Annotated in this window: 17 protein-coding genes; 5 read left to right on the forward strand and 12 right to left on the reverse strand. The window is 38.9% G+C overall.

Annotated elements, in window-relative coordinates; all coding sequences use genetic code 11:
- The 7 genes from ACTB00_RS09400 to ACTB00_RS09430 all read right to left on the reverse strand — a co-directional run.
- Nucleotides 1–369: hypothetical protein (locus ACTB00_RS09400; RefSeq protein ID WP_463299658.1), on the reverse strand; the 369-nt coding region annotated here is incomplete at its 3' end.
- Complete coding sequence (locus ACTB00_RS09405) at nt 333–875, reverse strand: hypothetical protein (RefSeq protein ID WP_463299659.1); 543 nt, start codon at nt 873–875, stop codon at nt 333–335. The genes ACTB00_RS09400 and ACTB00_RS09405, both read right to left, overlap by 37 nt.
- Nucleotides 872–2,296 carry a T9SS type A sorting domain-containing protein gene (locus ACTB00_RS09410; protein WP_463299660.1) on the reverse strand — a complete coding sequence of 475 codons (1,425 nt, stop codon included), beginning with the start codon at nt 2,294–2,296 and terminating at the stop codon, nt 872–874. Before ACTB00_RS09410 ends, ACTB00_RS09405 begins: the two co-directional genes overlap by 4 nt.
- Nucleotides 2,297–2,442: 146 nt before the next feature.
- Nucleotides 2,443–3,417, reverse strand: a complete 975-nt coding sequence (locus tag ACTB00_RS09415; RefSeq protein WP_463299661.1) for a hypothetical protein — start codon at nt 3,415–3,417, stop codon at nt 2,443–2,445.
- Nucleotides 3,418–3,565: 148 nt separating this feature from the next.
- Nucleotides 3,566–3,937: a LytR/AlgR family response regulator transcription factor gene (locus ACTB00_RS09420; RefSeq protein WP_463299662.1), complete on the reverse strand. Its 372-nt coding sequence runs from the start codon at nt 3,935–3,937 to the stop codon at nt 3,566–3,568.
- A 16-nt stretch (nt 3,938–3,953) separates the two neighbouring features.
- Nucleotides 3,954–5,504, reverse strand: coding sequence for a transglutaminase domain-containing protein (locus ACTB00_RS09425; RefSeq protein WP_463299663.1), 1,551 nt, complete (start codon nt 5,502–5,504; stop codon nt 3,954–3,956).
- Entirely contained in the window at nt 5,479–7,227 is a 1,749-nt protein-coding gene (locus ACTB00_RS09430; protein ID WP_463299664.1) for an O-antigen ligase family protein, read from the reverse strand. The genes ACTB00_RS09425 and ACTB00_RS09430 overlap by 26 nt, the downstream gene beginning before the upstream one ends.
- 161 nt (nt 7,228–7,388) lie before the next feature.
- On the opposite strand from ACTB00_RS09430, the gene ACTB00_RS09435 reads away from it, so the two are divergent.
- Both ACTB00_RS09435 and ACTB00_RS09440 read left to right on the forward strand, forming a co-directional pair.
- Nucleotides 7,389–7,760 (forward strand): hypothetical protein, encoded by a 372-nt coding sequence (locus tag ACTB00_RS09435; RefSeq protein WP_463299665.1) that lies wholly within the window; start codon nt 7,389–7,391, stop codon nt 7,758–7,760.
- A gap of 130 nt (nt 7,761–7,890) precedes the next feature.
- A complete protein-coding gene (locus ACTB00_RS09440) occupies nt 7,891–9,480 on the forward strand; it encodes a glycoside hydrolase family 28 protein (RefSeq protein WP_463299666.1) in 1,590 nt (529 codons plus the stop codon).
- 83 nt (nt 9,481–9,563) lie between these two features.
- Here the strand turns inward: ACTB00_RS09440 and ACTB00_RS09445 are convergent, their stop codons facing one another.
- The gene (locus ACTB00_RS09445) at nt 9,564–11,807 is read right to left on the reverse strand and encodes an anion permease (protein WP_463299667.1); all 2,244 of its coding nucleotides are present in this window, start codon (nt 11,805–11,807) and stop codon (nt 9,564–9,566) included.
- A gap of 152 nt (nt 11,808–11,959) precedes the next feature.
- Between ACTB00_RS09445 and ACTB00_RS09450 the strand changes: the two genes are divergently transcribed.
- The 3 genes from ACTB00_RS09450 to ACTB00_RS09460 all read left to right on the forward strand — a co-directional run bounded on the left by ACTB00_RS09450 (nt 11,960) and on the right by ACTB00_RS09460 (nt 14,273).
- Nucleotides 11,960–12,994: a sensor histidine kinase gene (locus tag ACTB00_RS09450; RefSeq protein WP_463299668.1), complete on the forward strand. Its 1,035-nt coding sequence runs from the start codon at nt 11,960–11,962 to the stop codon at nt 12,992–12,994.
- Between the two features lie 96 nt (nt 12,995–13,090).
- The gene (locus tag ACTB00_RS09455) at nt 13,091–13,789 is read left to right on the forward strand and encodes a response regulator transcription factor (protein ID WP_159521173.1); all 699 of its coding nucleotides are present in this window, start codon (nt 13,091–13,093) and stop codon (nt 13,787–13,789) included.
- Between the two features lie 73 nt (nt 13,790–13,862).
- Entirely contained in the window at nt 13,863–14,273 is a 411-nt protein-coding gene (locus ACTB00_RS09460) for an SPOR domain-containing protein (RefSeq protein ID WP_463299669.1), read from the forward strand.
- Here the strand turns inward: ACTB00_RS09460 and ACTB00_RS09465 are convergent.
- The 4 genes from ACTB00_RS09465 to ACTB00_RS09480 form a co-directional block, all read right to left on the reverse strand.
- Complete coding sequence (locus ACTB00_RS09465; RefSeq protein ID WP_463299670.1) at nt 14,260–14,871, reverse strand: PAP2 family protein; 612 nt, start codon at nt 14,869–14,871, stop codon at nt 14,260–14,262. The genes ACTB00_RS09460 and ACTB00_RS09465 overlap by 14 nt on opposite strands.
- Nucleotides 14,872–14,890: 19 nt before the next feature.
- The gene (gene rpoN, locus ACTB00_RS09470) at nt 14,891–16,336 is read right to left on the reverse strand and encodes an RNA polymerase factor sigma-54 (protein WP_463299671.1); all 1,446 of its coding nucleotides are present in this window, start codon (nt 16,334–16,336) and stop codon (nt 14,891–14,893) included.
- Between the two features lie 109 nt (nt 16,337–16,445).
- Complete coding sequence (gene asnS / locus ACTB00_RS09475) at nt 16,446–17,882, reverse strand: asparagine--tRNA ligase (RefSeq protein WP_463299672.1); 1,437 nt, start codon at nt 17,880–17,882, stop codon at nt 16,446–16,448.
- 276 nt (nt 17,883–18,158) lie between these two features.
- Nucleotides 18,159–19,373 carry a multidrug effflux MFS transporter gene (locus tag ACTB00_RS09480; RefSeq protein ID WP_463299673.1) on the reverse strand — a complete coding sequence of 405 codons (1,215 nt, stop codon included), beginning with the start codon at nt 19,371–19,373 and terminating at the stop codon, nt 18,159–18,161.
- Between the last annotated feature and the right edge of the window lie 20 nt (nt 19,374–19,393).

Here is a 19,393-nt window from a genome sequence, read left to right on the forward strand (position 1 = left end):
AAAATCGCAATGACTATGTGCTTCGCTTCCACAGCAATCACAAACTATCGGATCTGGATCAAAACAACAGCAAGGAGTACCTGAACATCCACAATAAGGACAGTAGTCATCATAATTTAAAAGATCGCATATACAATTTTCATAACCACAAACAGGACATACTGTGACAAGTACGCCATCACAACAACAAGGTATTCCACTACAACCACAAAAAACACAACCCGCATCAAACTCATCTTCATCAGTCCATTGCCCGTATAATGCAGTTGCTCCAAATCTTGGAGCAAATATCGTTAAAATAATGTACCCGATAAAAAGAAAACTTAACTTTCTTATTCGTTGTAAGATTGTTTTTTTAATTCGTTCCATTGATTGCAGGTTTTTATAAATAAGTTGTATTTTTTATCATCTTCATTCTTCCATTTTTCAAATTTCTCTTTCCCCAGTATTTCCTGCAGGTTAGCCATATACGTGTCAAAATTGTGTTGCATCATATCGAGGTGCTGCTCCTTTTCAAGCTTCATATTCTCTATGGCACTCCTTCCTTTTAGGAATAGTAATTTGCATTCAATAAGCTGATGCCTTTTGTTGTTATCATCCTGGAAAGATTCCAGAATTTCTTTCGCGAAAAGATTTGAAATAAGCTCCCAGTTTGACGAATCTTTAAAATCGATTGCCCTGTAATTTTTATTGATCTGGCTCTTTAACTTTATCGCCAGCCTTTTGATGCTGTCCGGTTCTGGTTGCAGTTGCTCTATATAGTCATTCTCTGAAGCAACTCTTTTGGCCGATGAATTTGATTGATTGTTTTTGCATTGAATAAAGAAGAACACCAACAAAAGGGCCATGGATATGCGCAATAGATTCATCTTCATTTTTTTATAACCATGATACTTTTTTGCTGATTATGGCTCCTTACCGACAAAATATAACTGCCGGGAGGTATTTGTAAAATAAACTCCCTGGAAAATTGCCCAACAGCTCTGTGTCCTGAGAATAAATTCTGAACCAAATGGCCGGATAAATTATATAACGCAACGCTTACAATCCCTTCCGTATCCAGATATCCCTGGACATTAAGTTGGTTGGTAAATGGATTAGGATAGACTTTTAGGTTTAGTCCTGAGACCAGCTTTTCTACCAATTGATCTTCTGTAACTACCTTTGAAAAATTACTTTTCGGGATTGTATCAGGTTCGTTGTAGGCTACCTCGTCATATTCAGCTTCCACTTTATTTGTGATCGTGTCAATTGGGTTAACCGGTTCAAGCTCTTTGGAAAGCAATAATATGGTTGGCCTTCCGGGTTCCTTGATGTAGCTCGAATACAGGTAAATATTCCCGGCCAACACTTGTCTGTTTCCTTCGGTATAACTTTCCAAAGTGCCCCCTTCAATTGCCCAGTCAAGCGAAACCTGGTACCGGTCGGGTTCATCAAAATCAGCATTCGTAAAGAACAAGAGGGAATCAGTCAGGTAGCCTTGTATGTTAAGCTGCAATGAATCGCCCAGTTGCCAGGAACCGGTGATATTTTTTCCATTTTGCTGTAACACCAGGGTGACTTTCTTTTTCTTGATGAGGTATTTCCCCGAAAAATCATACGTGGCTAATTTTCCTTCCCATGAACCTTGAAGGTTCATGGAACTGGAAACACCTTTTATCTTTTTATAAACTTTAGGCGTTTCCAATACGATTTCGTCAACCTTTGCTGACTTTAGCGTTGGAGTTGTGTTGTTTTCTTCCTCTCTGATCAATAACTCATCGAGTGCCAAATCGTATCCATCCTGTGCAGCCGCTTCCAGCCATTCCCTTGCTTTTTTAAGGTTTTTTTCTACCCCATACCCATTACGGTAGCTTATGCCTAACATGTGTTTACAGGAAGAACGTCCAAGTTTGGCGCCTTTAGAAAAACAATTAAAGGCTTCTTCATAATTTTGATCTACACCAAGCCCTTTAAACAGGAAATATCCAATACCATACATTCCTCCCGGATATCCAGCATCTGAGCATTGCTGAAAATACTCATAAGCTGTTTGATAGTCTATCTCAACACCGTAGCCAAACTTATAGATTAGCCCGAGGTTGTACATGGCTTTCCCTGATCCCAGGGAGGCAGCCTTCTTGAAAAGCGAAACTGCTGTTGACTCGTCCTTTTCCCGTCCAATCCCTTTTTGTTCCATGATGGCCATGCAGTTAAACCCATCGGGATTGCCCAGGGTAGCAGCTTTCAGGAAACAATTATACGCTTTCTGGTAATCGGGCGCTTCTTGTCCTCCCAGCCGGAACTGGTGACCCATTCTGAGGAGTTTTTCGGATTCGGGGCTGGCGCTTTGCCCGTAAACATAAGATAATAATTGTGCCCATATTATAAGCAGTATGAATATACTAAGCCGTTTCATGTGTCATTTCCTTTTATGGTTAAAATCGTTGATTGTGGTTGAGTTTACCACTGGAAGTTGCCTTGGTATTTTTTCCCCTGCTCGCTAAATTTTTTAGCATGTTTTAGCTGTACCAGTATTTTAGGGCGGTTAGCTTCCAACCGTTCTTTTGTGTCGATTCGCGTTTTATCATCATTGGCATAACGCTTGTTTGTTTTCTCCACTTCAAGGTAATAGTTGTAAACAGCATTTTTGGCTTTCTCCTGGTTTTCATTAGTTACCAGGTCGTATTTTTGCAACTCTGCCATTGTCAGGTCCAGTCGGGATTGTGCTTTCCCTTTACATAGTAGCCCAAGGTAAAAATCGTATTGCTCAGCGGTCAGTATTTTCTCAAGAGATTGGCTATATCTCTTGTTTATTTGCTTGTCGTTCTTGGAATCATATTTCCCGTTCTTTTTGATCTCAGAAAATTCAGCTACTCGTTTGTTATAGGCTTCTGCAATAGCATTTTTTTGATTCTCTGACAACTGGAGCATGTCCTGGTACGCGAAGATTTCACTATATTTTGCATCCCTGAGGTTGCTGATGAAAAGATAATTCCTTTTTAATTTGTCATGTCTGTACTCTGATTCGTTTAATTTACTCAATCCTTCGGGCGTATCTCCGTATTTTTTTAGCAAGACAAGCTGGTCTGCATATTTCTCAACCAGGATTGATTTGATTTTATTGAGTTGTGCTGTAGTTGGCTCTTTACAAAAGTTCAAATAATTAATCTCGGTCTGAGCTAAAGCTGTGGCTTTGGATATTATCTGTTTTTTAAACAACACTTCAAGTTGCGCTTCTTCAAGAAAAGGGGAGATTATCCCATCAAGATCAAAATAATCTTTTTTTTCGGATAACGCCTTTTCAATGCTTTCTTTTTGTGATTGAGTTAAACTGATTTTGTTTTGAATTGAAGTAAGTATAGCTTCTGTGGGAGATTGTCCCCAGGATGGAAAGATAAAAATGAACAGGGTTAGGAATACAGTGATCTTTTTCATGACAAATTGAAATTATGATTAAACGATTTCAATAATACATGTCACCCTATTATTTTATATTATATAATCTATGAATAGTATATGTGAATATCCCAAAGATATGAATTCGTCTCCGGGGCGATTTAAAAAAAGGCGTGATCAGGCAAAACTAACGATCTCCAAATCGCTTGATGCTTTCAATTAAAATGTGCAATTTTTCACTGGTAATTGGAAGAATGGTTCCGTCTGTTAGCTTAATCCGGCTTTTCCCTCCCCGAAGGATGCTGCATACACTACCTATATTGATTAGGTGGGAACGGTGTATGCGAAGGAATAGGGTTTTATCCAGATCAACTTCAATTTCCTTTAAGGGTTTCGATGCAAGGTGGGATGTCCCATCAACAAAATAAATCAAAGAATAGCAACGGTTCGATTCAACCCTGATGATCAAGTTCTGGTCAACAATCTTTAATTCTTCGCGCTCATAAAGAATAATTTTCTTTAATGAAACAAATTGATTCAAGGTGGTTTTCGTTTTCATTTCGCTTATGAGATGGTTACCAATACATTAGTTCATCTTTATCGTTTAGTGTAAAAATGCGTTCTTTACCCTGACTGTATTCCGGCACCAGAACCATCAGCGAGTTTGCAGGGACGTTTTTGAATTCAATGAAACTTTTAGAGGAGGCTTTTTGGGTGGAATGTTTGACCCATTTACCATCCCAATATCGCAGCGTGTAGCTTTTCCCATTTCTTAATATTAAATAGCGGTCTTTATTTTTAATCACAACATTTCGTTTGTCTTTATCCGAGCACTGTATAAATTCCGGAGGTCTTTTGTCTCGCACTAAAACCGGAAGCCCGGCCGGTGTCAACTTGCTATAATTATAAACCATTGGAAGGTAAACGATGTTGAGCCCAATGTCATTGAAATGGACCTCGCCATTGTCTGCAACCTCTGCTGCAACCGGCCTCCATTGCAATCCATTAAAGACACATAAATAGATCACTTCGTGATTGAGCGTTGAATCAAGCTTCACAGACAAGTTGGTCGTTTTGATGTAGTATTTGGTTACGTCCATTATGTTTGGAACTTGAAACAGGTCGGAATGTATTTTTTCGGCAGGTACCCTTGCTGCAATATGGTCTTTTTGTTTGCTATACATGATCCGGTAAACTTTTGCCATATCCTTGTTAATAGAATGGTCATAATAATTTTCACCCGCTCCCATGAAGCTATAACCATATCTTAGGCTGTCGAATGTAAAATTCCAAAAGTGTGATCCTGTTGAAGTCGCCCAAAATGGAGTGAAATCCACGGCTGCCGGAATGCCAACGCTCCGTAATGAGTAAGTAGCTAAATTAACCATGTCCGGGCATCCTCCTGTTTTTCGGTGTAACAATTGCAAAGGCCCCAACAATGGAACTGGATCTTTGGAGTTTTTCAATGCAAATGAGTTGGTAAACCACAATTTGAGATCAGAGTTAATGGCTGCCCCAACAATTAATGGGTCATCACTGTGTTGCCTTTTTGCAATGTCCAGAAAACGTTTTTGATAGCTATTCTCCCAGGTCTGAATAGGTTCCGTATTCACCCGGTATGGCAATATGTATTCACAAAAAAAGTTGAATGGAAAATGTTTGGCCCAGGATTCTTGCCAGTTGCTAAATGCAAATTCAACGTGGGCTATTAATAAATCGGCTGTGATCGTATCCTGGTCAAAATATCTTTGGATTCCAGGAGTTACACTGAAATCCCTTGTCTGTTCCTTGAACTCTTTAATAGAGGTCTCGTAATCGGGGTAGTCAAGTTCATTAAATGGAAATACATCTCCATTTGATGTTGTCCATTCAACGTTTTCTGAATAGTGCAAAGGCATATTTTCGATCAAAAAATACAATGCTTTTAACTGTAACGAATCTCCTTTTTCCAAAAAATAAAATATGGCCTTTTTTAGCTCTTTGCCATTATCTTTTGATTGGGTAATAACATTTTGTACCTCTTTGGGAACTTCGTTTGGACTAGGATGACCGTCATTACTGCAAGCCGTGGAAAGAAATAAGACTGCTAAAAGAGAATAATTAATTATTGTCGTTTTTAGTTGCATAAAGAAATATTTTTGCTTCGGTTTTTATTTTTTCGGTTTTTCTATTTTTTATTTTCACTTGAAAATGCTCAATGTCATGTGCTAAATCGATTGCACAAGTGATATCGTCTTGTGCTTTAGCAATCAGAAAAAGGAAATACAAGGGCGTAATCCGGTTTGGTAACTGATTTCTGACCTCTTTACAAAGCACCTCTGCTTTGTTGTATTGTTGAATGTCGATTAATATTTTTGCCTTGAGTAATTTGGCTTGAGATTTCTGAGTTGTTTGTATCGATCGGTCAAGATATTTCATTGCTTCAGTGTGTTCTCCTCTTTGATAAGCTTTTGCCCCACATAACATTTGAAGTCTGCCATATAAGGGGTATTGGTCTGCGAGCTTCCTGAGATAATCATCGGAATCATTATCAATCACTCTTGTATTTTGGATTTTCCTGATCTTAAATGAGTTTGGCAAATAATCACAGATTCCAATGAATTGAATTGTAGCCACTAATAACCAGATACTTAAAAACAGGTACAGGTATTTCTTATTTATAATCCAGACTGGTTTTAAGTCATGTGACACGAAGCTTAATGCGATTAGGAATATGAGAAGAATTGGGTATACAGAGAAAGTAAAATTAACCAGTGAAATAGTAGTAAAAACGACGAAGATCCCTAACAGAGCCAATTGGATATCTGAAATATTATTGGTTTTTCTCCAGTTTCTTATGATCGGCCAAAAGGCAGCAGTCAAAAGTCCAAGCCATAACAATGCCAATGGGATACCACCTTCAAAAGCATGTTCAATTAGTTCGTTATATGCCCATTCGGGTTCTCCCGCAATCCATTTGAATTGTTCGTTAGTGGACGTGTTTAGGAAAGCAGATTGGAAACGTAGATAATTTTGACTAAATGAATTGATACCAAAACCTAAAAATGGCTTTGTGGTAATTGCGTTTAATGAGACTTTCCAAATCAGTAGACGACCAGTCATCGAATCATGCTTTATGAGAAAGAGTAAACAGGTCAGTAGCGTAAATATTAGAATTGATATAATCCTCTTTTTTCGGGACAAAAAACGAAAAGAAATAACTGTGAAAAATAGCAGGAGACCAAGAATTGCTCCTCGTGCTTTAACAAAGAAGATGAAGGAAATGCTCAGTAAAAGAACAGTTAAAATCAGCAGTTGATTAGATTTTTTTGACTCATGTTTAAACAGAAACAACAACATAGGAACTCCCAGAGCCAGTAGTTCCGCAAATACATTAGGATTACCTAAAGTTCCTGCAATCTGAAAATAATCGTTGATATTTTTAATCATTCCAAGAAGCTGAAGCAGTGCAATTAATATTTCGAATAAGCAGACTATTGAAATTATTTTTGCTAACAAGTCAAAATTTCTCATCTTTCCTGAACCAAACAGAAAGTAAAAAGGAAGGGTGAAGAAAATAATCTGATGCTTAGATATGATGGCATAATTTGGAACAAAGAAATAGTAAATGATGATGTAGGAAGAGTAAAGGATCAATAGAAGGTCTATTGAATTAACATTGATAGTTTTAATCTTGCCCGGAATTGTTTTAAAAAGAAGAATTATGCCAAAAAAAATTGAAACAAAACAATAATAAGCCCAACTAAAATAATTCTTTTCAAAGAAATATGAAAAACAAATATAAATTGGTAAGATCATGCCGGCAATGATAACTGCTGTGTATTTTAATGGTTTAAAATAATTGTTCATTCTTAATGAGGTGGAATTATGTTCGAAAATACTATTTTAGCTAAACATATTAACCAAACCTGCTTAAAAACATAATATAATGCATGATTGATGCGTGGTGTTTCACAATAGTTGCAGCAACTAAAATATCTCTATCTTCACCCCTTCAAATCGGATAGCAAATGGACTTACCCAATATCACCCATACCAATGTTGATATTTTCCTGAATCGGGAAGATATTATTCTGGACACCATTGCTCAGATTATGAAGGATTTTGGCCTGTTTGGAGTGGAAATCCATTTTTCGGGTCGTATTGATGACGCTTACCATGAACTCCACCAGCAATTGGTTGAGCAGATCGATACCTTATTGATCAACAAATCGGACTTGTTGCTGTCCATTTTGTACCAGGTTGACATTACCGACCGCGATATTGCCTGCACACAGGCCGATTTCCCTCGCTATAATCAAGTAGAAGTCATTGCCCATCAAATTATCTTCCGCGACCTGAAAAAGGTCTTGTTTCGCCGCTATTTTAGTACTAAAGGATAACTTCCCGAGAATGAAACTGCTTTAATTCTTTTTGAGTGAAAAGGCGGTTCTTGTGAAAACGTTTTCAGTTGAGTATTTTTACCTTTTGCTTACGCTACTATTATAAAATTCACCTTTTAAAATTGGAAAAATGAGGTACTCATACACCTATCTGGTCTTAACTATTATTAGTTTATATCTGACTGCTTGTCAATCGTCTGAAAAGAAGGAGATATGGCAACTAGCCCAAATTCCTACTGTTGAAGAAGTGGGCCAAGCTAATATGCCCGATGAAATTGCACCGGTTAAAGCGCCTTTCGAAACGGTTGATTTCACAAAGCCTGTTTTTCCTGACGATACTGTTCGTGTTGACCTTTCGGACGATAAAATCAATACTAGCACCATTCAAGATGCCATTAATCAACTCAGCTTAAAGGGAGGTGGAATGTTGATGCTTCCGGAGGGAGAGTGGTTAACAGGGCGGATAGAGCTAAAAAGCAATGTGAATCTGCATATTCCCGCGGGCTGTACCTTAAAGTTCAGTGCATGGGTGAAAGATTTTCAACCCGGCGTTTTTACCCGCATCGAAGGCGTGGAAGTCATGTCGCTGGGAGCTTGTATTTATGCGAACAATCAGCAAAACATTGCGATTACCGGAAGAGGACAGCTGGTTGGTCCGTCGGCCTCAAAGGGCGATATTCGCGAGCGTATCGAGCGGTCTGATGTAATTGAAAATGTAGTGGCTTCCGGCTTGGCTGTTGAGCAGCGTATTTATGATGGAACACAAGAGTCAGGGAGTATTTTTCCTCCCATGTTTATTTCCCCCATCAATTGTAAAAAGGTCTACATCGAAGGTATTTCACTCGATCAAACGGCTTTCTGGAATATTGTACCTATTTATTGCAACAACGTTATTATTCGCGGTGTGAAGGTCAACTCGGTCGGAATAAAAAGGGGAGACGGCATCGATATTGAATCGAGCAGTAATGTATTGATTGAATACAGTACGTTGAATTGTGGTGATGACTGTTTCACCATGAAATCGGGTCGCGGTCATGATGGACTTCGAATTAATAAACCGACGGAGAATATAGTTGTTCGGTATTGCCTGGCACAGGAGGGGCACGGCGGGATTACCTGCGGAAGTGAAACGGCTGGCATGATTCGGAACTTGTATGTTCACGATTGTGTTTTTCAGGATACCGGAGTTGGAATACGTTTTAAAACCAGACGACCACGTGGCGGCGGTGGCGAGAACCTCATTTACGAGCGAATTCGGATGAATTTGAAGCATACCGCTTTTAAATGGGATATGCTTGGAGGAGAGTTGTACGTTGGCGAATTAGCCCGAAGGCTTCCAGCACTTGACATTAACGAGTTGACCCCTAAATATAGTACTATTTTTGCACGCGATATTCTGATCGAAAAAGCAACTCATTTTGTCAAAGTTTATGGTATTCCGGAGTCACCACTCGAAAATTTGCAAATCGAAAATGTAGAAGCAAATTGTACCAATTTCTTCTATGCTCACGATATCGTTAACTCATCGTTTAAAAATATGAATTTGACAGCTAACGACAGCATCATTGAGTTGGTTGATGCCAGAAACATATCGTTTGAAAACATTCATTTCAATACTACTTATGCACCCATACAGCTATCGGTAACCGGAGAATTATCGGATTCAATTTCGATCAATAATTGTACAAATATAAAGGATCAAAATTGGGTTGCTGATTAAATGAATTAATAGAATAAAATACAAAACAAAACAGCCGGATCAATTTGTGTCCGGCTGTTTTATTTTATTCTATTTTGTGGTTTTTAATTGCTCAGATCTACAAAATCACGTTGCGACTTAATCAGGTTAACTGAGTGTAGCACCAGGTTTTTGGTTTCTTTGATGACATTGAAGAATAACAGGGAGTTACGTGTGCTCACGTCTTTTGCTTTTATCCGCTTGATTTGCTTTTTCTCCAACTGAGTCAACCTATCGGATAGCGACTCTTTCATTGACAAGATATCATCAAACTTCTCGTATTGATCTTCTTTAACAATGTGCAAGGCAAGGTTGAAAAATTCATCAACGAGACCAATCAATTCGGTTAATTCTTCCAATTGGACTTCGATGAATGGTTTGTGATTGTTATCCAGATGTTTGAAAAGTGGTTCGACCATGAAATTCAAGGAATGCGAAATTTCACGTTGGTAGTCGACAATCTGTACAAAACAATGTCCGCTGTCCATTGATTCTTGATGTAAGGTTTGAATCATTGGGAATACTTTGTCCTTCGCCTTTTTCACTTTCTTCTGGAACTTCTTATTTAGTTCTAATGATTCTTTTAGGTGCGCGCGGTCTTCTTTTATAAAACTATCGATACAAACAGAGAAAATCTGATTTGCATTAATAACCGTATTTAGGACTTGTTTTTTCGTTTTCTCCTTAATCATTTCTGAAACGTCAAGTTCCTCTTCTTCCTCTTCTTTTTCTTGTGCTTTTTTCTTGAAAAAGAAGTAGGTTCTTCCAACCATTAGTATAGCCACTAAAATAAAGACGAAAATCATAAAGTTTCCACTGATTGAAATGATCCAGGCAATGAATCCGGCAACACTAAAGGCAACTAAGGCTGTCATAAACCAACCGCCAATGACGGTAAATACTCCGGAAATCCGGTAAACAGCACTCTCACGATCCCAGGCCCTGTCAGCTAATGAAGTACCCATAGCCACCATAAAGGTTACATAGGTCGTTGACAGTGGTAATTTCAGTGAAGTACCAATCGAAATTAGGATACTGGCAACAACCAGATTAACCGATGCCCTGATTTTATCGAAAGCAGGTTTATCCTTTTCTTTTATTGCATTGCTTTCGTTCTCGGTGTTTGGGACAAAGCGATTGTCCAATCCTCTAATCACAGAGGCTGGAAGAACTTTTCGAATACCTTTGTTAATCGTCATTGTTGTTCTTACCGCGGCTCTTGAAAAAGCTGATGAACCAAACCGCTCTTCGCCTTCAGTCTGTCGTGATAAGTCAACTGTTGTGGCTACAACCGAACGTGCTTTGCGAGATGTAATCAGCGTGATAATCATGATAAGACCTGCAATAAGTAGCATATACGTGGGTGTGGGAACTTTCCCGGTTAGCATTCCCATTTCAAAGCTGTCTGGCGCAAGTGCACCATTAGCGACCCAAGCTTTGTACGATGAGAATCCAGCCAATGGAACTCCAATGAAGTTCACCAGATCGTTTCCGGCAAAGGCCATGGCTAATCCGAAAGTACCAACCAGTACAATAACTTTAGGGATATCAATTTTGAAAATCAGGTAAAGTAATTGCAGAACAATAGTCCAGCCTACAAAGCTAATAAGTAGGATCCTAACCATGTTGGTTTTTAGAAAATCTACCGTGTCAGCCGACATGAAAACGGCTCCTTTGGCTCCCTTAATAACCATGAAATAGGTCATTGCAGCAATGGCAAGTCCACCAAATGCCGAGCCGTAATATTTTAATGTTTTGTTTTGTTTAAAACTGAAGATGACCCGGGCGATGTACTGGACAATGGCACCGACTATAAAAGCGATAAATACCGAGAGTAAAATTCCAGTAATAATAGCAAGTGCCTTTTCCGAGTTAATGTATTTATGTAACTCGCTAATTGACTGACCGGCTCCACTAATTTTTACAAGAGACACCGCGACAGCAGAACCCAAAAGTTCGAAAACAATTGATACGGTGGTCGATGTTGGAAGGCCGAAGGTGTTAAATAAATCCAGTAGGATCACATCGGTAATCATGACCGCCATAAAAATAACCATGATCTCCGCAAAGAAGAACATGTCGGGATGGAAAATTCCTTTCCTCGCAACTTCCATCATACCACTGGAGAACGTAGATCCGACAAGTACGCCAAGACTGGCAACAGTAAAAATAATCCATTTGGGGGCGGCTTTTGATCCAATCGCTGAATTCAGGAAATTAACAGCATCATTGCTGACTCCAACAACCAAATCCGAAATTGCTAGTGCAAAGAGCACGATCACAAGAATTAAGTAGAATTGTTCCATCATATTAGATATAAGATTGACGGTGGCAAAAATAGTGCTATCAATTAACCTACCACCCCTTTTGTGTTAATTTAATGTTAACGAACGGTCAAATTACTATTAATGAGCAAACAAGCAAAATTTTGTTATAAATTAGCCGCCAAACAAAAAGGTTTATGAAGACTTATTCTCCAAGAAAGTTAGCGCTGTATTTGGCACAAGCACTAACATTGTTAACCATTGTATTCGTTGTGGCGTTCTCATTTACAGCTTTTTCACTCTGGTTATATCTTGTATTAATCATATTTTACTTCGCGATCGTTTATTCTCTGATTCTTTTTATTATGCGAAAGTACGTTGATAACAGAATTGAGCCAATTTATAAGATTATTCGCAAAATTCCGGTAACAGGGAAGAAAATCAAGAAACGCGAAGATAAAGTTGACATGGTTTCTACAGCACGACAAGAGGTGGAGGAATGGGCCAAAAATCAAACTCAGGAAATTACTCGTTTGAAAGATCTGGAGAGGTACCGGAAAGAATTTGTTGGTAATGTATCGCACGAATTAAAAACTCCTATTTTTAATATTCAAGGTTATATTTTGACTTTGCTCGAAGGAGGGATCGATGATCCGAAAGTGAATAAGCTTTACCTAAAGAGGACGGAGAAAAGTATTGATCGGATGATTTCCATTGTCGAGGATTTAGAGTCAATTACAAAACTGGAATCCGGAGAACTGAAGCTTAAGCTGGAAAGTTTTGACTTGGTTCGCCTGGTGGATGATGTGATTGAATTGGAGCAGATGATGGCTGTTGAGCGAAAAATACAACTGAATTTTAAACGGCCAGAAAAGCCGGTAAATGTTTTAGCCGACAAAAAGCGGATTATGGAAGTGATGACTAATCTGGTTTTAAATGGCATTAAATACGGTAAAAGAAAAGGATTCGTTAATATTTCATTTTACGACTTGAAAGAAAACCTGATGGTGGAAGTTGCCGATGATGGTTTGGGAATAGATAGCAAACATTTACCCCGTATTTTTGAGCGTTTTTACCGGGCTGATAAATCACGTTCCAGGGAACAAGGAGGAACCGGGCTTGGTTTATCAATTGTAAAGCACATTATCGAGGCACACGAGCAAACGATAAATGTAAAGTCTTCGGTGGACGAAGGAACAACTTTTACTTTCACGCTTGAAAAAGCCAAATGAAAGTAGTAATTTGCCTGTGATTTGAGATTTTAATCGTTTATTAACACATTTTCTAAGCTCTAATTCTACTTTTAGCAGCAGATAAGTTTTACCATTATGAGTGATACGAAGTACAAAATTTTACTGGTCGACGATGAAGTCGATATTTTAGAATTTATTAGCTATAATCTTGAAAAAGAAGGTTACAAAGTTTATACGGCTCAAAATGGGTTGGAAGCTATCAAAGTGGCTGAGAAGAAAACTCCGGATTTGATCATTCTGGATGTGATGATGCCGGAAATGGATGGAATAGCAGCCTGCGAAGAAATTCGTAAAATACCGTCCTTAAATAGTGTGGTCATCGCCTTTTTAACGGCACGTGGAGAAGACTATTCGCAAATTGCAGGATTCGAGGCAGGAGCAGACGATTATATTACCAAGCCCATTCGTCCAAAAGTGTTGGTTAGCCGTGTTAAAGCACTCTTGAAACGTACTGGAGGGGTTGCACCTGATCAAGTTGTTGAAAATTCAACCACCATAACGATTGGTGATTTGGTTATTGATAAAGAGCGTTACCTGATTAATACCAGAGGTCAGGAAATGATTCTTCCTCGAAAAGAATTTGAATTGCTTTCATTACTGGTTTCGAAACCTGGTAAAGTGTTTACCCGCGAAGAAATCTACTATTCGGTTTGGGGTGAAAATGTTGTCGTGGGAGACCGCACAATTGACGTTCATATTCGAAAATTGAGAGAAAAAATCGGGAACGATCATATAAAAACATTGAAAGGTATTGGCTATAAGTTTGTCGAATAGCATGAACAGAATCCCTTAGAAATAAGGGATTTTTTTATTTCTTTCCGTAACTTTGTTTAAAAGCTCGTTGAATATGAAACTACAATACCTGTTCGTATTATTGCTTGTAATCGTTGTTGCATGCAAGACCAAGGAAAAGAAGCAAGATTTGCAAGTTGAAGTTAATCCTCAGGATACCGTGCAAGTTGTTGAAGCTCCTGAGCCACCACCACCTCCGGTTGAAGAAATTGATATGGGGGTCAACCTGGACGACAAATACTTTTTGGTTGTTGACACGTACACCGTAAAGGAATTTGCTGAAAGTTGGAATAAAGAATACCAGCAGCAAGGTTTTAAATCGGCTGTTATTATGCGTAATGAAGATGGTTACTACCGTTTAGCTGTTCAGTCTTTTAATGATTTTGATTTAGCTCAAAACGCCCTTATGGTGCTTCGTCAGGAAGAGGATTTTAACGATGCCTGGATTATGATTATAGATAAATAATGATCAGATAGTTCACCATAAATCCGAGAAAAAAGCCGGCATAGATTTGTAGCTGACTGTGTTTTTTCAAGATTAAACGGGCAGTTCCAAGTATTCCGGCCAAAATAATTAAGCCGCATAATAGCATAGAACTATTGATTCCCATGCGAAATGATAAGGCAATTACAGCCCCAATAAGCCCTCCGATACCTGCCATGTGATTGCTAATTTTCCATTTCATGGATATCAGTAGCAGCATAATGATGATGAGGATTGTGGCGAGCAAAAAGACACGATAGATTGGGTAAACATCCAGCCGCCCTAAATAGTAATAGCCCAGATAGTAATAAATAGCACTCATAAAAAGCGGGAGAACCCGATCGGTACTCTTGCTCATTGTCGCATCAAATCGCTTGTTAAATGATAGCAGTCCTAAGCTTAATACCGGAAGTAGAAAAGTGCTTAAAAAGATAATAATAAGCAGGAATTTTTTACCCTCAAAGCTCATCATCGAAAAATAGAAACCGGAATTCATGAGTAATAGAAAGCCCAGTGTAGGAATTATCAATGGATGAAAAACCAAGGAAAAGAACTGGGCGATGGCTTGCTTTGCATTCATAGTGTAGTCGTTATAATTTCTACAATTCCTTTCTTAGACGCGCAACCGGAATTCCCAGTTGCTCACGATATTTTGCAACGGTACGCCGTGCAATCGGATACGATTTTTCTTTCAGTATTTTAGCCAGCCGATCGTCTGTTAATGGTTTTCGCTTGTCTTCTTTCGAAATACATTCTCCCAAAATGTTTTTAATCTCCCGGGTGGAAACTTCTTCTCCGGTATCTTTTTGCATACCCTCTGAAAAGAAATATTTCAATGCATAAATGCCAAAGTGTGTTTGAATGTATTTGCTATTCGAAACTCTGGAAATCGTAGAGATATCCAGGCCTGTTCGGTCGGCAATATCTTTCAGAATCATCGGACGAAGCTTGGTCTCTTCCCCTTCTTTAAAGTATTCTTTTTGGAAGTCAATAATTTCCGACATGGTTAAAATCAAAGTCTGCTGGCGCTGCTTGATAGCATCAATAAACCATTTGGCCGAGTCCAGCTTTTGCTTGACGAACTGAACGGCATCTTTTTGGTTCTTCGAGGCGTTCTTTTTGTTGTCGGTATAGCCTCGAAGCATGTCCATGTAAGTGTTGTTCATTCTCAGATCAGGAACATTGCGCTGATTCAATGTCAGGATCAGTTCTCCGTCTACATTATCGAGAATAAAGTCGGGAACAATGACTTGGTTCGACTGGTTGTTCGGATTATTAATTGAGCCACCGGGTTTCGGATTAAGCTTCAGAATCTCATTCAACGCTTCTTTTAGCTGGTCCTCCGAAATTTCATACTTATGAATGATTTTATCATAGTGTTTTTTGGTAAACTCTTCAAAATTTTCTTTCAATATCCGGGAGGCGAGCAAGGTCGATTCATTCCCCTTTTTACGTTGAATTTGAAGCAACAAGCACTCTTGCAACGAACGCGCGCCAACACCGGCTGGATCAAAGTCCTGAATCGTTTCCAGTATCTCTTCCAGATCTTCTTCTGCAACGTTCATATTCATCGTGAAAGCCAGGTCGTCGCTGATCGACATCAAATCTCTTCGCAAATAGCCATCTTCGTCAATATTTCCGATAATGTATTCTGCCAGCTTCTTTTGCTCGCCATCCAAGTCGGTAAGGCCGAGCTGTTCAGTAAGTGATTCATAAAAGCTTGTTCCTGTGCTAAAAGGGACATCGGGTTGTTTATCGTCTTTCGAGTAGTTACTGGTGTTTAGTTTATAAGTCGGAATTTCATCATCTTCAATGTAATCCTCAAGTGAAAATTCATCACCTTCGGAATCGCTGCTTTCCGACTCTTCACTTTGATCAATTGGCTCATCGTCAAGCATTTCAAGAACCGGGTTTTCTTCCAGCTCTTTCTTTATGCGTTGTTCCAGCTGCATCGTAGGTATCTCCAGAAGCTTGATCACCTGAATTTGTTGAGGTGAAAGTTTCTGCAGTAGCTTTTGCTGTAAACTTAGTTTCTGAGATGGCATATTATAATTGTTTTCTTCTTATTTCTATAACAAATATAACCTTTGTTACCTAAAAGAGGTTGACTATTGCGGTCAACCTCTTTATATTTCTTTAGTTTTTAATGTTTTTTTAGAACTCTGCATTCTTTGGCGTTCTTGGAAATGCGATTACATCGCGAATATTACCCATGCCGGTTGCAAATAAAATGAAACGTTCAAATCCTAACCCAAATCCGGCGTGAGGAACCGTTCCGTAACGCCGGGTATCCAGGTACCACCACATTTCGTCGGCAGGAACATCCATTTCTTCCATTCGCGCTACCAGTTTATCGTAATCAGATTCACGTTCCGATCCACCAATGATTTCTCCAATTTGAGGGAAGAGAACATCCATGGCAGCGACTGTTTTGCCATCTTCATTTTGCTTCATGTAGAAGGCTTTAATGTCTTTGGGATAATCAATCAGAATAACCGGCTTTTTGAAATGCTTTTCAACCAAATAACGTTCGTGCTCACTTTGCAGGTCGATTCCCCATTCAACGGGGAACTGAAATTTTCCTTTTTTGAAGGGCTTTGAGTTTCTCAGAATATCAATAGCTTCAGTATATGTACAACGAATAAAGTCGTTTTCCAACACAAACTGAAGTTTTTCAATTAGCTCCATCGAACGTTGATCCTGTGGCTTATTTTTTTCTTCTTGCTGCAGACGATTGCTCAGGAATTTAAGATCATCCATGCAATTGTCCAATGCATATTTGATGAGGTATTTCAGGAATTCCTCAGCCAAATCCATATTGTCTTTCAGCTCATAAAATGCCATTTCGGGCTCAATCATCCAAAACTCAGCCAAATGGCGGGTTGTGTTTGAGTTTTCAGCACGAAATGTTGGGCCAAACGTATAAACTTCACCCAAGGCAGTCGCCCCTAATTCACCTTCCAACTGACCAGAAACTGTCAAATTCGTCGGACGACCAAAAAAATCTTGAGTATAGTCAATTTCGCCGTCTTCAGTCGTTGGTGGGTTTACCGGTGGAAGCGTTGAAACGCGGAACATTTGTCCGGCGCCTTCAGCATCCGAAGCCGTTACGATTGGCGTGTGCAAATAATAGAAACCTTTATCGTTGAAATATTTGTGGATGGCAAAAGCCATGGCATGACGAATACGGAACACCGCACTAAAAGTAGCCGTACGAAAACGCAGGTGCGCATTTTCGCGCAAAAATTCCAAGCTGTGTTTCTTCGGTTGGATCGGGTATTTTTCGGGATCAGCTTTTCCATAAACCGTAATTTCCGATGCGACTAACTCAACAGCTTGTCCGCTACCCTGCGATTCAACCAATTCGCCGTTAACTCCAATTGATGCGCTCGTGTTAATATCGCGAAGTAATGCTTCACCAAACTTTTCAACATCCGCAACAATCTGCAAATTATTGATAGTCGATCCATCATTCAGCGCAATGAAATTAACATTTTTACTCCCGCGCTTGGTTCGAACCCATCCTTTAACTAACACTTGCTGGCCTACTTGTCCACCGGCGAGTACTTCTTTAATTTTCAGTCGTTTCATGTTGTCGTCTAATTTTGCAGATTTTTTATTCTCCTGTTTTGCAGGTTTAAAATGTGAATCACAAAAGTACATTTTTCTGTTGAAAAACATGAATAGCTCCAATGAAAGTTAATTGGCTAAATAAGTAGTGCGAATAATTTAGTGTCATGTTTCGAGTCTTTAACAATTTGTGATAGAAGCGAAACCGAAAATATCAAATAGGTCCGTGACCTTAACAAGCTTAAAGAAATGATGAACTCATTTTTAAGTTCGATGTAAAGTTTAATGGAATTTAGGTTAAACGTTTACCATTTTAGAAATTGTAAAAAACAAATAAGCTAAAGCGGTACAAGCAAACATGATGGTTCCGAGCGGAATAATATTTCCTGTGTGGAATATTGCCAAAAGGGAACCGATTGCTCCGCTAAATGCAAACCGAACAACCCCAATAACCGCATTGGCTGAACCGGATATGGCATGAAATTGTTCCAGGATCAGAGCCACTATGTTTGCAAATACAAGTCCCAGGCTGCCAATGAAAAGGACAATACAACCAAAGACCAGCCATAAGTTCGGCTCGTTCTGGCGAACAGCAAAGAACAAAACAACTCCTGAAATAAGCTGCATGATTAAACCAGCATGCAGTAACTTTGACGGAGAAATATGTTTTACTAATCTGTAATTCAGAAGTGTTAAAACCACATTTAGCACAATATTAGCTCCAAAGAATAAGGGGAAATTGCTCACCTTAACTTTAAAAAAATCGATATATAGAAAGGAGGCTCCCGTTAAAAAAGTGAACATACCGGAAACAGCAAAACTGCTGCATAAAACAAGCATTACTGATTTTGGCGAGCTAAAAACAGTTCCGTAAGAGACTCTTATTTTTTTTAATGAAATTCGGTTTGTAATCAGTTCTTTATCTCTTGACTCAGGCATTAAGAAGATAAACAGAATAAATGCGACAAACGACATCAGAAACATGAAAATGAAAATCGCCTGCCAACTAAAGTGAATTAGCAAAAATGTTCCAATTACAGGTGCGACAAGTGGTGCAATCATCATGATCATACCTATTAAGGACGATATTCGTGCAATATCTTTTCCTTCAAACCAATCGCGAACAAAGGCCATATTTACAACAGAAGCAGCACCACCTCCAATAGCCTGGATAAAGCGAAGAACCCATAAAGAATACACATCGGTAACAAATATGGCTAGCAGACTTGATACAGAAAAAAGGAGCAAGCCAACCAGAGCGATCTTTTTTCTGCCAAATGTATCTGAAAACGGACCACCAAATAACTGGCCAACTGCCACCCCGATAAAATAGATTGTCAACGAAATTTCAACTAGATTAATAGGTTGGCCAAAAAATTCAGCCATCGTTGGCAAAGCAGGAATATAGGTATCGGTTGCAAAAGGCGAAAGCGAAGTTAATAAGGCTAAAAGGAAAGTTATTTGTGCAACAAAAAAGCGGTTTTTCCGCGAAATCAGGAATCGTTTTGTCATCGTAAATTTTTCAGACTTTA

This window comes from Sunxiuqinia sp. (assembly GCF_055140945.1).

Excerpts from the sequence above, each read along its gene's own strand:
- ACTB00_RS09460 (WP_463299669.1), top strand. The coding sequence starts at position 13,863 with ATGAAACTACAATACCTGTTCGTATTATTGCTTGTAATCGTTGTTGCA.
- ACTB00_RS09410 (WP_463299660.1), bottom strand. The coding sequence starts at position 2,296 with ATGGGTCACCAGTTCCGGCTGGGAGGACAAGAAGCGCCCGATTACCAG.
- ACTB00_RS09455 (WP_159521173.1), top strand. The coding sequence starts at position 13,091 with ATGAGTGATACGAAGTACAAAATTTTACTGGTCGACGATGAAGTCGAT.
- ACTB00_RS09465 (WP_463299670.1), bottom strand. The coding sequence starts at position 14,871 with ATGAATGCAAAGCAAGCCATCGCCCAGTTCTTTTCCTTGGTTTTTCAT.
- ACTB00_RS09480 (WP_463299673.1), bottom strand. The coding sequence starts at position 19,373 with ATGACAAAACGATTCCTGATTTCGCGGAAAAACCGCTTTTTTGTTGCA.
- ACTB00_RS09430 (WP_463299664.1), bottom strand. The coding sequence starts at position 7,227 with ATGAACAATTATTTTAAACCATTAAAATACACAGCAGTTATCATTGCC.
- ACTB00_RS09405 (WP_463299659.1), bottom strand. The coding sequence starts at position 875 with ATGAAGATGAATCTATTGCGCATATCCATGGCCCTTTTGTTGGTGTTC.
- asnS (WP_463299672.1), bottom strand. The coding sequence starts at position 17,882 with ATGAAACGACTGAAAATTAAAGAAGTACTCGCCGGTGGACAAGTAGGC.
- ACTB00_RS09450 (WP_463299668.1), top strand. The coding sequence starts at position 11,960 with ATGAAGACTTATTCTCCAAGAAAGTTAGCGCTGTATTTGGCACAAGCA.
- ACTB00_RS09445 (WP_463299667.1), bottom strand. The coding sequence starts at position 11,807 with ATGATGGAACAATTCTACTTAATTCTTGTGATCGTGCTCTTTGCACTA.
- ACTB00_RS09415 (WP_463299661.1), bottom strand. The coding sequence starts at position 3,417 with ATGAAAAAGATCACTGTATTCCTAACCCTGTTCATTTTTATCTTTCCA.
- ACTB00_RS09435 (WP_463299665.1), top strand. The coding sequence starts at position 7,389 with ATGGACTTACCCAATATCACCCATACCAATGTTGATATTTTCCTGAAT.
- rpoN (WP_463299671.1), bottom strand. The coding sequence starts at position 16,336 with ATGCCATCTCAGAAACTAAGTTTACAGCAAAAGCTACTGCAGAAACTT.
- ACTB00_RS09425 (WP_463299663.1), bottom strand. The coding sequence starts at position 5,504 with ATGCAACTAAAAACGACAATAATTAATTATTCTCTTTTAGCAGTCTTA.
- ACTB00_RS09420 (WP_463299662.1), bottom strand. The coding sequence starts at position 3,937 with ATGAAAACGAAAACCACCTTGAATCAATTTGTTTCATTAAAGAAAATT.
- ACTB00_RS09440 (WP_463299666.1), top strand. The coding sequence starts at position 7,891 with ATGAGGTACTCATACACCTATCTGGTCTTAACTATTATTAGTTTATAT.